Consider the following 14,373-nt stretch of genomic DNA (forward strand, 5'->3'; position numbering starts at 1 on the left):
GTATCCGCCGTTCGGCGGCACCGCCTTGGAACGAAAAAGAGGCCCCGCCGTCCGGCGAACGGACGACAGGGCCTCTTTTCGAAGAAACCGGTCAGGCGGTCTCGGTGATCGGCCGGTCCACCCACGACATCAGGTCGCGCAGCTTCTTGCCGGTCTTCTCGATCGGGTGCTGGTTGCCCTCTTCCTCGAGCTTCGTGAACTTCGGCCGTCCGGCCTCGTCCTCGGCGACCCACTCGCGGGCGAAGGTGCCGTCCTGGATCTCGCCCAGGATCTTCTTCATCTCCTCCTTGACGGCCGGCGAGATGACGCGCGGGCCGCGGGTGAGGTCGCCGTACTCGGCGGTGTCGGAGATGGAGTAGCGCTGGCGCGCGATGCCGCCCTCGTACATGAGGTCGACGATCAGCTTCAGCTCGTGCAGCACCTCGAAGTAGGCGATCTCCGGGGCGTAGCCGGCCTCGGTGAGCACCTCGAAACCGGTCTGCACCAGCGCGGACGCGCCGCCGCACAGCACGGCCTGCTCGCCGAAGAGGTCGGTCTCGGTCTCCTCGGTGAAGGTCGTCTTGATGACGCCGGCCCGCGCGCCGCCGATGGCCGCGGCGTAGGACAGCGCGAGCGCCTGGGCGTTGCCCGAAGCGTCCTGCTCGACCGCGATCAGGCAGGGCACGCCCTTGCCGTCCACGAACTGACGGCGGACCAGGTGGCCCGGGCCCTTCGGGGCGACCATCGCGACGTCGACGCCTCCCGGCGGCTTGATCAGGTCGTACCGGATGTTGAAGCCGTGGCCGAAGAAGAGCGCGTCGCCGTCCTTGAGGTTCGGCGCGATGTGCTCGTCGTAGATGAAGCGCTGCTTCGTGTCCGGCGCGAGGATCATGATCACGTCGGCCTCGGCGGCCGCCTCGGCGACCGACAGCACGCGCAGGCCCTGCTCCTCGGCCTTCGCCCGGGACTTGGACCCCTCCTGCAGGCCGATGCGGACGTCGACGCCCGAGTCGCGCAGGCTGAGCGAGTGCGCGTGGCCCTGGCTGCCGTAGCCGATCACGGCGACCTTGCGACCCTGGATGATCGACAGGTCGGCGTCGTCGTCGTAGAAGATTTCCACTGCCATGGGGGGTACTACTTCCTTCCGTACTTACACGAAATCTGGGTGTTCAGCGGGGAGAAGTGGCGGTGATCGAGCGGGCCCCGCGGCCCACCGCGACCATGCCGGACTGGACGAGTTCGCGGATGCCGTACGGCTCCAGCATCCGCAGCAGCGCGCCGATCTTGTCCGACGTCCCGGTCGCCTCGACGGTGAGCGCCTCCGGCGAGACGTCCACCACCTTGGCGCGGAAGAGCTGGACGGTCTCGAGGACCTGGCTGCGCACGGTGGCGTCGGCCCTGACCTTGACGAGGAGCAGCTCGCGCTGCACCGCGCTGCCTGCTTCCAGCTCGACGATCTTGATCACGTTCACCAGCTTGTTGAGCTGTTTGGTCACCTGTTCGAGCGGTAGCTCCTCAACGGCGACCACGATCGTCATCCGGGACACCTCGGGGTTCTCCGTGGGCCCGACAGCAAGGGACTCGATGTTGAAGCCGCGGCGGGAGAACAGTCCGGAGACCCGGGCGAGCACACCGGGCTTGTTCTCGACCAGCACGCTCAGCGTGTGGACAGTCATGCTTGCTCCCCCTCCGCGGCAGCGGCCTCAGCGGCCTCGGCGGCTTCCTGCGAAACCTCGTCGTCGTCGAACAGCGGCCGGATGCCGCGCACGGCCATGATCTCGTCGTTCCCGGTGCCCGCGGCCACCATCGGCCACACCTGGGCATCCTTCCCCACGACGAAATCGATCACGACGGGGCGGTCGTTGATCTCCATCGCGCGCCGGATCGTCGCGTCGACGTCCTCCTTGGCCTCGCAGCGCAGGCCGGCGCAGCCGAGCGCCTCGGCCAGCAGCGTGAAGTCCGGGATGCGGTGCTTGTGCGTGCCGAGGTCGGTGTTGGAGTACCGCTCGGAGTAGAACAGGTTCTGCCACTGCCGGACCATGCCGAGGTTGCCGTTGTTGATCACGGCGACCTTGATCGGCGCGCCCTCGATGGCGCACGTAGCGAGTTCCTGGTTGGTCATCTGGAAGCAGCCGTCGCCGTCGATCGCCCACACCTGTGTGTCCGGCAGGCCGAACTGCGCGCCCATCGCGGCCGGGACGGCGAAGCCCATGGTGCCGAGGCCGCCGGAGTTGATCCACGTGCGCGGCTTCTCGTACTTCACGAACTGCGCGGCCCACATCTGATGCTGCCCGACGCCCGCGGCGTACACCGCGTCCGGGCCGACCAGCTCGCCGATCCGCTCGATCACGTACTGCGGCGACAGCGAACCGTCGTCGGGCCATTCGTAGCCCGACGGGTAGTCGTCGCGCCACGAGTCGACCTGCGTCCACCAGTCGCTCAGGTCGGGGCGGTCGCGCTCGAACTCGGTCTTCACCGCGTCGATCAGCTCGCCGATGATTTCCTTGCAGTCGCCGACGATCGGCACGTCGGCCTTGCGGTTCTTGGAGATCTCGGCCGGGTCGATGTCGGCGTGGACGATCTTCGCGTCCGGCGCGAACGACGACAACTGGCCGGTGACCCGGTCGTCGAACCGGGCGCCGAGCGCGACCAGCAGGTCAGCGCGCTGCATCGAGGCGACGGCGGCGACGGACCCGTGCATGCCGGGCATGCCGACGTGCTGACGGTGCGAGTCGGGGAACGCACCGCGCGCCATCAGCGTGGTCGCGACCGGGATGCCGGTCAGCTCGGCCAGCTCGAGCAGCTGCTCGGACGCTTCGGCCTTGATCACGCCGCCGCCGACGTACAGCACCGGCCGCTGCGCCTGCGCGATCAGCTTCGCGGCTTCGCGGACCTGCTTGCCGTGCGGGCGCAGCGTCGGGCGGTAGCCGGGCAGCCGCAGTTCGGGCGGCCAGGAGAACGAGGTCATCTCCTGCAGCACGTCCTTGGGGATGTCCACCAGCACCGGCCCGGGTCGTCCGGTCGCGGCCAGGTGGAACGCCTCGGCGATCGCCCGCGGGATCTCCGCCGGGTCGGTGACGAGGAAGTTGTGCTTGGTGATCGGCATGGTGATGCCGCAGATGTCCGCTTCCTGGAACGCGTCGGTGCCGATCAGGCCGCGCGACTGCTGCCCGGTGATGGCGACGACCGGAACCGAGTCCATGTTGGCGTCGGCCAGCGGGGTGACGAGGTTCGTGGCGCCGGGACCCGAGGTCGCCATGCACACGCCGACCTTGCCGGTCGCCTGCGCGTACCCGGTGGCGGCGTGCCCGGCGCCCTGCTCGTGGCGGACGAGGACGTGCCGGACCTTCGTCGAGTCGAGCAACGGGTCGTAGGCGGGAAGGATGGTGCCACCCGGAATGCCGAACACGACCTCCGCGCCGACCGCCTCGAGGGAGCGGACAAGCGACTGCGCGCCGGTGACGCGCACCGGCGTACCCGCCGGCGGGGCGGGCTTCGGACGTGCTCCTGGGACACCGGGCGCGGTCGGCCCGGGCTTCGCGTCGCTGCGCGACGTGGCACTGGTCATCGGTTCTGCCTCGTGGGTTCTCGGTGTCACTCGTTCGGGTTGTCTGGGCCGTGCTTCCGGTCGGGGAACCGGTTTCACGCAACAAAAAACCCCCGCCGACCGTAAGGTCGCACGAGGGTCGCGCGTCGACGCAGAGGACTCTTCCTAAGCGTCGGCGCGCTGAGGAAGTACGAGACCGGTCTGCGTAATCACGGCCCCGACGTTAGTCGCGCGCCCGGGCGAGTGTCAACTCTACGGGACGGCGGTTCCGCATCGTGGACGGCCAGTACTGCTCCCGCGCGACCCGGACGCAGGTCACTCCAGCCGCCGGTGCACCATTCCTGCGTGGCCAAGAAACAGCAGGACCAGCGTGCGGACGAGGGCCGGAAGGCCGTGTTCCGGATCCCGACCACGGCATACCTCGCGATCGGTCTGCTGACCGTCTGTGTGACACCCATCGCACTGGGCGAGATCGGCGGATTCCAGTGGCTGTACGTCTTCCCGCTCGCGCTGCTCGTGTTCGTCGCGCGCACGCGCACCGTCGCGAACCGCGAAGGCCTGCAGGTCCGGACGGTTTTCGGACAGCGCGACCTGCCGTGGTCGTCGCTCAAGGGCCTGGCGATCACGAACAAGGCCCGCGTGCGCGCGGTCCTCGGCGACGACACCCAGGTCGCCCTTCCCACGGTGCGGACGCGGCATCTTCCGGTACTGGCGCTGGTGAGCGAGGGCAAGATCAAGGACCCGTCGGGCGTGCTGAGCGACGAGGAACTCACCGGGCAAAAGCCGGCCGCCGAGACCGCGCCGGACGCCGCCCAGGACCCCGGTCCGGAGTCTGCTCCCGGCCCCTCTTCCGAGCCCGCTGAACCGAAGCCTCCCGCCGACGCGGAACAGACCAGTGGCGGCAACGGCAAACCAGCCGAGTAGAATTGGTAGGACCAGTTTGCGGAGCCGAAGTTCCCCTCCGCCTGGTTCAGCCTTCTGACCTGGGAGAATGCCGTGCCGCACCTCCGTTCCCGGACCACCACCCACGGTCGCAACGCGGCGGGCGCACGCTCGCTCTGGCGTGCGACCGGAATGACCGACAGCGATTTCGGCAAGCCGATCGTCGCGATCGCCAACTCCTACACCCAGTTCGTGCCCGGCCACGTGCACCTCAAGGACCTCGGCGAGATCGTCGCCGAGGCGGTCGCCGAAGCCGGCGGCATCGCCCGCGAGTTCCACACGATCGCGGTCGACGACGGCATCGCGATGGGCCACTCGGGCATGCTCTACTCGCTGCCCTCGCGCGAGATCATCGCGGACTCGGTGGAGTACATGGTCAACGCGCACCAGGCCGACGCGCTGGTGTGCATCTCCAACTGCGACAAGATCACGCCGGGCATGCTCAACGCCGCGATGCGGCTCAACATCCCGACCGTCTTCGTCTCGGGCGGTCCGATGGAGGCAGGCAAGGCGGTGGTCGTCGAAGGCGTCGCGCACGCCCCGACCGACCTGATCACCACCATCGCGGCGTCCGCGAACTCGGCGATCGACGAGGCAGGCCTGTCCGAGGTCGAACGCTCCGCGTGCCCGACCTGCGGTTCCTGCTCCGGCATGTTCACCGCGAACTCGATGAACTGCCTCACCGAAGCGCTCGGTTTGTCGTTGCCGGGCAACGGTTCCACGCTCGCGACGCACGCCGCCCGGCGCGAACTGTTCGCCAACGCCGGGCGCACGGTGGTCGAGCTGTGCAAGCGCTGGTACGGCTCCGATGACGAGTCGGCGTTGCCGCGGTCGATCGCCACGAAGAAGGCGTTCGAGAACGCGATGGCGCTCGACATGGCCATGGGCGGGTCGACGAACACCGTGCTGCACATCCTCGCCGCCGCACAGGAGGGCGAGGTCGACTTCACGATCAGCGACATCGACGCCATCGGGCGGCGGGTGCCGTGCCTGTCGAAGGTCGCGCCGAACTCCGACTACCACATGGAAGACGTCCACCGGGCCGGCGGAATCCCCGCCATCCTGGGAGAGCTGTACCGCGGCGGGCTGCTGAACACCGACGTGCACGCGGTCCACGCGCCGGACATCGCCACGTGGCTGAACGAGTGGGACATCCGCGCCGAGTCTCCGTCGGAGAAGGCGCTGGAGCTGTTCCACGCCGCGCCGGGCGGGGTCCGGACCACGAAGGCGTTCTCGACGGAAAACCGCTGGTCGTCACTGGACACGGACGCTGCGGGCGGCTGCATCCGCGACGTCGAACACGCCTATACGAAGGACGGCGGCCTCGCGATCCTGCGCGGCAACCTGGCCGAGAACGGCGCTGTGATCAAGTCCGCGGGCATCGACGAGGACCTGTGGCACTTCCAGGGCCCGGCGCGGGTGTTGGAGAGCCAGGAGGAGGCCGTGTCGGCGATCCTCAAGAAGGAGATCCAGCCGGGCGAGGTGCTGGTCATCCGCTACGAGGGTCCGGCGGGCGGCCCCGGGATGCAGGAAATGCTGCACCCGACGGCGTTCCTCAAGGGCTCCGGCCTCGGCAAGAAATGCGCCCTGATCACCGACGGCCGATTCTCCGGCGGCTCCTCGGGCATCTCGGTCGGCCACATCTCCCCGGAAGCCGCCGCGGGCGGCCTGATCGGTCTGGTGGAGAACGGCGACCAGATCGTCCTGGACGTCCACGAGCGCCGGCTTGAGCTGCTGGTCGATCCGGAGGTCCTGGCCGAACGGCGGGCGAAGATGGACGCTTCGGAAAATCCGTGGCAGCCGAAAGACCGGGAGCGCCCGATCACCGCGGCGCTGCGGGCCTACGCCCGGATGGCCACGTCGGCCGACACCGGCGCGGTCCGGGATCCGAACCGCTGATCTCCTGCTGTTCCGGTTTTCGCTTTTGCCGGGAGGGGCCCGCGCGTGGTTGCGCGGGCCCTTTCCGTACCTCGGCCAGTCGGGCTTCAACCACTGAAATCTCGAGCCTGCTGCCGTCGGAGCCCTGGTCAGCGCGATTCGCCACTAAACGGCTAACGATCACCGCGACTGTTCGATGGCCCGAGTCTCCGACCGCTGCCGCACCCGCCTTCGATTCAGGGCTACCACAATGTGCGGAGAACCCTTCCTCCTTCGACATGCCCGCCACCGGTCGAGCCCGACCATCTGGGCGGTTCCCACACCGCTCGGGCCTTCTGGTGCCGAGCCCCCCGCTGAATCCTCGCCAACGCCCCGCTGGGGCGATCACCCCAAGCTGCCGTTGGCTGCGGTACAGCCTCCAGCCGCCGATCCGTCGCCGCTCACAAGCCAATCCTGTCGACGGGGAACGACCTGCTACCGCCTAGATTCTGCCTCTGACCAGGCATTCGCCACTAAACGGCAACGCCCCGGCGAGCCCATGAGCAGCGGAACGACCCACCAAGCCCGGCGTTCTCTCCTGCTGTTTCCGACGTGCCAGCCACGTCGGAGACGGCCCGGTCAGCGACGTCGGTCCCGACGACCAGCCACGCCAGTCCCGACGACCAGCCACGCCGGTCCGGACGGTCAGCCACGCTGGCACCGGACGCGTCAGCGAGTCAAAACAATGACCACCACAGACGCAGCTGCAGCCAAGAGCAGCGAAATAAGCCCAAGAGGCAACGGCCGCTTCCGCCACGGCGTGTTCCGCTCCAGCGAGATGGTGCCCGCGCCGGTGAAGATCAGCGTCAGCGCACAGAGCCCGAGCAGCAGCTCGTACTCCCAGCCCTGACCGTTGCCCTCGAAGAAGCCGCCGTGGAACTTCGCGTAGACGATGTTCGCGGCAACACCCAGCAGCCCCGCCGCGGCGAGTGGCGTGAACAGGCCGACGATCAGCAGCGCACTGCCCGCGACCTCGGTGATGCCGGTGATCCAGGACAGCAGCGTCGTCTGTTTGTGGTACCCGAACATCTCGAGCACGTGCGCGAACCCGCCGACGCCCGGTCCGCCGAAAGCGCCGAACAGATGCTGCAGGCCGTGCGCACCCATGATCACGCCGAGCCCCAGTCGCAAGACGAGCAGGCCGAAGCCGAGACCGCCCTGCCGCGGTTCGTCGTAGTCGTTGCCGGCAGAGTCCTCGACACCGGACAGCACGCTGGTCTGGTAGTCGTCCCCTTGAGTGGTCACGCGGCGAAGATTAGGGGATTCAGCCGTGACCCGCGAGCGAGCACGCCGAGGTCAGGGGCTCTTTCAGGGTTCACCCTGAGTGCTGGGCCGACATTCGGGAAATGATCAGTATTCGCCGCGCACGAGATTGCCAGGTAGCTCTCCCCCAGCGTACCGGGCGATTTCCGCCGCGGCCACCAAATAAGCGCGCCGCCGCACACCCCGCACCGCGCCTGCCACATGCGGCGTCAGCACGAAACCAGGTGCCGTCCACAACGGATGGTCGGCTGGCAACGGCTCGGGATCGGTCACGTCGAGCGCGGCACGAAGCCTCCCCGTCGCGAGTTCCGCAGCAAGCGCATCAGTGACCACAACAGGCCCTTGAGCAGCATTGACCAGCACCGCGTCGTCACGCATCGCCGCGAGGAACTCGGCGTCGACCATGCCCCGCGACCGCGAGGTAAGCGGCACCATCATGACCACCACATCGTGGTGCGGCAGCAAGTCCGGCAACTCGTCGACACCGTGCACGCCTTCGCGCGCCGACATCCCGACCATCGTGCAACGGACGTCGAAGGGCTCCAGCCGCCGCCGCAGCTGCCGCCCGACGTCCCCCGCCCCGACGATCAATACGCGCTGGCCCTGCAGAGTGTCCGACGGCAACTGTTCCCAACGCCCGGCCCGTTGCGCCGCCGCGTAAACGTCCAGATTCCGGTACATCGACAGCAGGACGCCGACAACCCATTCCGCAAGGCTGCCGCCGTGCGCACCGCGGCAGGTGGACAACAGAACGCCGTCGGGGACGCGGCCGACCCAGTCTTCCGCTCCCGCGGTCAGGAGCTGCACCAGCTTGAGGTTCGGCAGGTCGCTCCAGATGTCGTCGCCCGCCGAATCCATGGCCGGAACGAGCACCTCCGCTTTCGCGGCCTCCGGCGGCAGCGGACGGCCCCATTCGTAGCGCACCGCGTGGACGAGGGGGATTTCGGACAGCACGGCGACGCCCTCGTCGTCCGGGACCAGCACGGTGACTGTCATGATCACCACGGTAGCCACTTACCAGTGGCTCACGCCGCGCCACCTAGGCTGGGGCATCATGCGTATCCGGTACCGGTGGTCGGCGCCGCTGGCCTTCCTCGCCTGCGGCGGCCTCATGCTTTCCGGCTGCGCCCGGTTCGACGACACCGCCGCTGGCCAGACATTCACCCCCGCGCCGGTGCCGAGCCCGGAATCCCCGCCGCAGGTCCAGGAGCACGGCGACGGCTCCGGCAACGGTCCTCGCACCGGCCCCGCGCAAGCACCGCCCTCGCCGGTTCCGCCTCCGCAAGGCTGCAAGGACTTCGACAAGGCCGTCATCGCCACCTGCCTGGACACAGTCGCCGCCGTCGCCGGACTTCCCGGCGAGGGATCCGCACCCGCCGCTCTCGCCGGCGAACGGAAAACCGGCCGGGTCATGCTGGCCAGCTCCGGACACGACGCGGTGTCCTTCGCGCAACTGGACGTCCAGGCCGACGGCGACGGCGGGCTCACCGGCCTGGCGTTGTCGCCCAGCTATGTCGAGGACCAGCTGGTCTTCGCGTACGTCACCACAGCCTCAGACAACCGCGTCGTGCGCTTCGCCAAGGGCCAGGCCCCGAAGCCCGTGCTGACCGGAATCCCGAAGGGCGCGACCGGCAACCGCGGCGCGCTGGCCAGCGACGGAAGCGGCGCACTGCTCGTCGCGACGGGCGACGCAGGCAATCCGGCTGCCGCCGCGGACCCGAATTCCCTGGCAGGCAAGGTCCTGCGCATCGATGTGTCCGGAAAACCGGCGACCGGGAATCCAGCGTCCGGGTCCGCCGTCTACGCCTCGGGCCTGCACTCCCCCGGCGGCATCTGCCGTTCGTCCGACGGGAAACGCACCTGGGTGACCGACCACCCGGCGAGCGGTCCGGACGCCGTGTACCGCCTCCAGGCCGGACAGCCGCTCAGCACGCCCGCGTGGACCTGGCAGGACAAGCCCTCCCTTGGCGGCTGTGTCGATTTCGTCGACGCGAACGGCATCCTCGGCATCGCGTCGTCCACCGGCATGCAGAACGTGCCGGTCAACAAGGACGGAGCGGTCACCGGCAAGCCGACGGTCACCCTCGACGGCAAAAGCAAGGCCGCCACGACGTACGGCCGGCTCTCTTCCATGAGCATGATCAACCCCCAGTTGGCCGTCGCCGGGACCGTCAACAAGGACGGCGGCAAGCCGGTCTCCAGCGATGACCGGGTGGTCCTGATCGTGGTGAGCGACACGGGCGGCGGTCCGGGCAAGGACTAGCGCCGAGCGGGCAGGTTTGAGCTTTTTCCGGGGGTCGGAAGGCTGGTCGCCCCAACATCGGCATCGGCCCATCGCCGTTCAACGGCTGCCCCGGGAGATTCGCCGCTATCCCTATGCGCCGACCAATCACAAGGCCCAGTAGCAACGGCGGCCCGCCATCCGTTCGCCGCCCAACGGCAAAACTCAGCAGCAACGGCAGTCCCACTCCGAACGTCCCGCCGCTCGGAAGCAAGTCTGCGAAGAACTGCCTCTCAACCAAGAGCGCCGTCGCCACTCAGTGGCGAATCCGCCAAACCGTCTCTCAGCTGAGAGCGCCTAGCCGCCGCTCAGCGGCGAATCGGCCCAAAAGCCGTCTCCCCGCTGAGAGCGACCAGTCGCCCCTCAACGGCAAATCCGCAAAAGAGCTGTCGCTCACCCGGCAACAGCCGTCGCCACGCAGCGGCAAATCCACCCAAAGCCCGCGCCAACAAAAGGCCCTGCCCCGTCGCCGTTGAGCGGCGAATCGGCCAGAAGCTCCCCCAGCCAGCAACCATCGTGTAGCCGTTCAGCGGCGACGACGCGAAGCCCGGCTCTCCGCCCGAGCAGCGCGGATGTCCACGATCGCCACCACAACCGACCCGACCGCGAACGCCATCCCCAGATACCGCCCGACCCCGCCAGAGATCGACACGCCGGCAGCGTCGAGGAACGCCCGCTGATCGGTGTCGAACACCCAATCCAACGTCGTCCAGCCGATCACCATCAGCAGAACCGTCGCCAGTCCGCCGACCAGCCACAACTGCGGCAGGCCACTCACCCGCGCCTTGGTGATCTGTCCGAACAACACCACCGCAAGCCCGACCACGGCAAGCAGCAGCGGCGGACCCCACGAGAAGAGATCCGAATGCCACGCCGTACGCACGACGTCGCTGTGCGGCAACGTCCCGAACGCGTCGCGGACATCGGACGTCGCGGTATCCGCTGACAGCACAGTCCAGGGCAGCGGCGTCGACCCGACCGCGAGCAGCCCGGCCGCCAGGCCGAGCCACTCGCGCCAGGTGACGCGTCGGAGCGAGAAAGCCACTCAGGACCCGACGCGCTCGATGATCAGTTCGCGCACCCGCTTGGCGTCGGCCTGGCCCTTGGTCGCCTTCATGACCGCACCGACGATCGCGCCTGCTGCGGCGACCTTGCCGCCGCGGATCTTGTCGGCGATGTCCGGCTGCGCAGCCAAGGCTTCGTCGACAGCGGTGAGCAGCGCCGAATCGTCGGAGACAACCTTCAGACCGCGCTTCTCGACGACCTCGCGCGGCGAACCTTCGCCGGCGAGAACGCCCTGCACGACCTCCTTGGCGAGTTTGTTCGTCAGCTCGCCGGAGGACACGAGTCCGATCACCTCGGCGACCTGCGCCGGCGTGATCGCCAGTTCGGTCAGCTCGACCTCGCGCGTGTTCGCTTCCTGCGCCAGCGTGTTGACCCACCAGCCGCGCGCCTCGTCCGGCTTCGCGCCAGCCTCGACCGTCGCCGCGACGAGGTCGACGGCACCGACGTTCAGCAGGTCGCGCAGCGCTTCGTCGGAGAGCTTCCACTCTTCCTGGATCCGCTTGCGCCGCTCCCACGGCATCTCCGGCAGCGTCGCGCGAAGCTCTTCGACCCACTCGCGCGACGGCGCGATCGGCACCAGGTCGGGCTCCGGGAAGTACCGGTAGTCCTCCGCGGTTTCCTTGGCACGCCCGGACGACGTGGTGCCGTCGGCCTCCTGGAAGTGCCGTGTCTCCTGCCGGATCGACCCGCCCTCGGCGAGAATCGCCGCCTGGCGCGTCATCTCGTATCGCACCGCGCGCTCGACGCTGCGCAGCGAGTTGACGTTCTTCGTCTCCGTGCGCGTGCCGAATTCGGTCGCGTCCTTGGCCATCAGCGACACGTTCGCGTCACAGCGCAGCGAGCCCTGGTCCATGCGGACGTCGGACACGTCGAGCGCCCGCAGCAGGTCGCGCAGCGCGGTGACGTACGCGCGCGCCACCTCGGGAGCCCGCTCGCCGGTGCCGGTGATCGGCTTGGTGACGATCTCGATCAGCGGCACGCCGGCGCGGTTGTAGTCGAGCAGCGAGTGCTCGGCGCCGTGGATCCGGCCGGTCGCGCCGCCGATGTGCAGCGACTTGCCGGTGTCCTCCTCCATGTGCGCGCGCTCGATCTCGACGCGCACGACCTCGCCGTCGTCCAGCGTCACGTCGAGGTAGCCGTCGAACGCGATCGGCTCGTCGTACTGCGAGGTCTGGAAGTTCTTCGGCATGTCCGGGTAGAAGTAGTTCTTCCGGGCGAACCGGCACCACTCCGCGATCTCGCAGTTGAGCGCGAGACCGATCCGGATCGCGCCCTCGACCGCCTTGCCGTTCACGGCCGGCAGCGAACCGGGCAGGCCGAGGCAGGTCGGGCAGGTCTTGGTGTTCGGCTCGCCGCCGAACTCGTTGACGCAGCCGCAGAACATTTTGGTGTTCGTGCTGAGCTCCACATGGACCTCGAGCCCGAGAACGGGGTCGAAGCGCTCGAGGACCTCGGCGTAGTCCATCAACTCGGCCACGGCAGTCACTTCGTTCCTCCCAGCTCCGGAGCCTGGTGCACGAGCGAGCCGCCGGCAGCGGCGTCGCGCGCGGCCTCGTACGCGGCGCCGACGCGGTACAGCCGGTCGTCGGCGAGCGCCGGGGCCATGATCTGCAGGCCGACCGGCAGCCCGTCCTCGTCGGACAGTCCGCTCGGGACGCTCATGGCGGCGTTGCCCGCGAGGTTCGACGGGATGGTGCACAGGTCGGCGAGGTACATCGCCATCGGGTCGTCCACGCGCTCGCCGAGCTTGAACGCCGTGGTCGGCGTCGTCGGCGATACGAGCACGTCGACCTTCTCGAAGGCCTGCGTGAAGTCGCGCGTGATGAGCGTGCGCACCTTCTGCGCGGAGCCGTAGTACGCGTCGTAGTAGCCCGACGAAAGCGCGTACGTGCCGAGCATGATGCGACGCTTCACTTCAGCGCCGAAGCCCTTTTCGCGCGTCAGCGACATGACTTCTTCGGCGCTGTGCTCACCGTCGTCCGAGACGCGCAGGCCGTACCGCATCGCGTCGAAGCGCGCGAGGTTCGACGACGCTTCGCTCGGCGCGATCAGGTAGTACGCAGGCAGCGCGTACGTGAAGTGCGGGCACGACACCTCGACCACTTCGGCGCCGAGAGCACGAAGCTGCTCCACGGCCGCCTCGAACGACCGCAGCACGCCCGGCTGGTAACCGTCGCCGCCGAACTCCTTCACGACGCCGACGCGTACGCCGGACAGGTCGCCCTTCGCGCCTTCGCGCGCCGCGGCGACAACCGGCGGCACCGGTGCGTTGATGGACGTCGAGTCCATCGGGTCGTAACCAGCGATCGCTTCGTGCAGCAGCGCGGCGTCAAGCACCGTACGTGCGCACGGCCCGGCCTGGTCGAGCGAAGACGAGAACGCTACGAGCCCATAGCGCGACACTCCGCCGTACGTCGGCTTCACGCCCACAGTGCCCGTGACAGAGCCGGGCTGGCGGATCGAGCCGCCAGTGTCGGTACCGATCGCGAGAGCCGCCTCGAACGCCGAAATCGCCGCTGAGGAGCCACCGCCCGAACCGCCCGGGATGCGCGCGTGGTCCCACGGGTTGTGCGTCGGGCCGTACGCCGAGTTCTCCGTGGAGGAGCCCATCGCGAACTCGTCCATGTTCGTCTTGCCGAGGATCACGACACCGGCTTCGCGCAGCTTGCGCGTGACAGTTGCGTCGTACGGCGGCAGCCAGCCTTCGAGCGTGCGGGACCCGCAGGTCGTCGGCACGCCCTTCGTGGTCAGCACGTCCTTCAGCGCCAGCGGGACGCCCGCCAGCGGCGACGCCGGCTGCTCTCCCGCGGCCAGCTGCTCGTCGACCGCCTTGGCCGCGCCGAGCGCGCCTTCGGTGTCGACGTGCAGGAACGCGTGCACGTGTTCGTCCACCGCGGCGATGCGGTCCAGGTGCGCCTGCGCGACCTCGACCGCGGACACCTCGCGCGTGTGGATCTTCGCCGCCAGCTCGGCGGCGGTCAGCTTGACGAGTTCGCTCACTGTTCTTCTCCCAGGATCCGCGGCACCCGGAACCGGCCGTCCTCGGCGGCCGGCGCGGCGGCCAGCGCGTCCTGCTGTTCGAGGCTGGGCCGGACGGTGTCCTCGCGGAAGACGTTCGTCAGCGGCACGGCGTGCGAGGTCGGCGGGACGTCCTCCGCGGCGACTTCGCTGACCTTCGCCACCGAGTCGAGGATCTGGTCGAGCTGGCCGGCGAAAACGTCCAGCTCGTCGTCGGTCACGGCCAGCCTGGCCAGCCTGGCGAGGTGTGCGACCTCGTCTCGGGAAATGTTGGGCACGCGGGTGACTCCCGGGGTGTGCTGTGCGGGTGCTCTCGGAAGCTGCAAGTCTATGGTGACGGCGTCGGACGGTTCGACCGGGT

Annotated in this window: 12 protein-coding genes; 3 read left to right on the forward strand and 9 right to left on the reverse strand. The window is 68.8% G+C overall.

Annotated features, from left to right (window positions below):
* Positions 1-91 precede the first annotated feature (91 nt).
* The 3 genes from ilvC to AB5I40_RS17975 are packed head-to-tail and all read right to left on the reverse strand — an operon-like array spanning position 92 to position 3,547.
* Positions 92-1,105: a ketol-acid reductoisomerase gene (gene ilvC, locus AB5I40_RS17965; RefSeq protein ID WP_370939658.1), complete on the reverse strand. Its 1,014-nt coding sequence runs from the start codon at positions 1,103-1,105 to the stop codon at positions 92-94.
* 43 nt (positions 1,106-1,148) lie between these two features.
* Positions 1,149-1,655 carry an acetolactate synthase small subunit gene (ilvN, locus tag AB5I40_RS17970; protein WP_184780531.1) on the reverse strand — a complete coding sequence of 169 codons (507 nt, stop codon included), beginning with the start codon at positions 1,653-1,655 and terminating at the stop codon, positions 1,149-1,151.
* The gene (locus tag AB5I40_RS17975; RefSeq protein WP_370939660.1) at positions 1,652-3,547 is read right to left on the reverse strand and encodes an acetolactate synthase large subunit; all 1,896 of its coding nucleotides are present in this window, start codon (positions 3,545-3,547) and stop codon (positions 1,652-1,654) included. The genes ilvN and AB5I40_RS17975 overlap by 4 nt, the downstream gene beginning before the upstream one ends.
* 324 nt (positions 3,548-3,871) lie before the next feature.
* On the opposite strand from AB5I40_RS17975, the gene AB5I40_RS17980 reads away from it, so the two are divergent.
* Both AB5I40_RS17980 and ilvD read left to right on the forward strand, forming a co-directional pair.
* Complete coding sequence (locus tag AB5I40_RS17980; protein WP_370939661.1) at positions 3,872-4,450, forward strand: PH domain-containing protein; 579 nt, start codon at positions 3,872-3,874, stop codon at positions 4,448-4,450.
* Positions 4,451-4,522: 72 nt separating this feature from the next.
* Positions 4,523-6,367 carry a dihydroxy-acid dehydratase gene (gene ilvD / locus AB5I40_RS17985; RefSeq protein WP_370939662.1) on the forward strand — a complete coding sequence of 615 codons (1,845 nt, stop codon included), beginning with the start codon at positions 4,523-4,525 and terminating at the stop codon, positions 6,365-6,367.
* A 687-nt stretch (positions 6,368-7,054) separates the two neighbouring features.
* Here the strand turns inward: ilvD and AB5I40_RS17990 are convergent.
* Positions 7,055-7,630: a DoxX family membrane protein gene (locus AB5I40_RS17990; RefSeq protein WP_344285563.1), complete on the reverse strand. Its 576-nt coding sequence runs from the start codon at positions 7,628-7,630 to the stop codon at positions 7,055-7,057.
* A gap of 105 nt (positions 7,631-7,735) precedes the next feature.
* Positions 7,736-8,644, reverse strand: coding sequence for a 2-hydroxyacid dehydrogenase (locus AB5I40_RS17995; RefSeq protein WP_370939663.1), 909 nt, complete (start codon positions 8,642-8,644; stop codon positions 7,736-7,738).
* A gap of 58 nt (positions 8,645-8,702) precedes the next feature.
* Between AB5I40_RS17995 and AB5I40_RS18000 the strand changes: the two genes are divergently transcribed.
* The gene (locus tag AB5I40_RS18000) at positions 8,703-9,911 is read left to right on the forward strand and encodes a sorbosone dehydrogenase family protein (protein WP_370940544.1); all 1,209 of its coding nucleotides are present in this window, start codon (positions 8,703-8,705) and stop codon (positions 9,909-9,911) included.
* A 544-nt stretch (positions 9,912-10,455) separates the two neighbouring features.
* On the opposite strand, the gene AB5I40_RS18005 is transcribed toward AB5I40_RS18000, so the two are convergent.
* Genes AB5I40_RS18005 through gatC form a run of 4 tightly spaced genes read right to left on the reverse strand, consistent with a single transcriptional unit; the run spans position 10,456 to position 14,290 of the window.
* Positions 10,456-10,974, reverse strand: a complete 519-nt coding sequence (locus AB5I40_RS18005; protein ID WP_370939664.1) for a hypothetical protein — start codon at positions 10,972-10,974, stop codon at positions 10,456-10,458.
* Positions 10,975-12,480 (reverse strand): Asp-tRNA(Asn)/Glu-tRNA(Gln) amidotransferase subunit GatB, encoded by a 1,506-nt coding sequence (gene gatB, locus AB5I40_RS18010; RefSeq protein ID WP_370939665.1) that lies wholly within the window; start codon positions 12,478-12,480, stop codon positions 10,975-10,977.
* Entirely contained in the window at positions 12,477-13,994 is a 1,518-nt protein-coding gene (gene gatA, locus AB5I40_RS18015; protein ID WP_370939666.1) for an Asp-tRNA(Asn)/Glu-tRNA(Gln) amidotransferase subunit GatA, read from the reverse strand. Before gatA ends, gatB begins: the two co-directional genes overlap by 4 nt.
* Positions 13,991-14,290 (reverse strand): Asp-tRNA(Asn)/Glu-tRNA(Gln) amidotransferase subunit GatC, encoded by a 300-nt coding sequence (gene gatC / locus AB5I40_RS18020; RefSeq protein WP_009073996.1) that lies wholly within the window; start codon positions 14,288-14,290, stop codon positions 13,991-13,993. The genes gatA and gatC overlap by 4 nt, the downstream gene beginning before the upstream one ends.
* Positions 14,291-14,373: the final 83 nt, after the last annotated feature.

The organism is Amycolatopsis sp. cg13 (genome assembly GCF_041346965.1).
In the GTDB taxonomy this organism is placed as follows: Bacteria; Actinomycetota; Actinomycetes; order Mycobacteriales; family Pseudonocardiaceae; genus Amycolatopsis.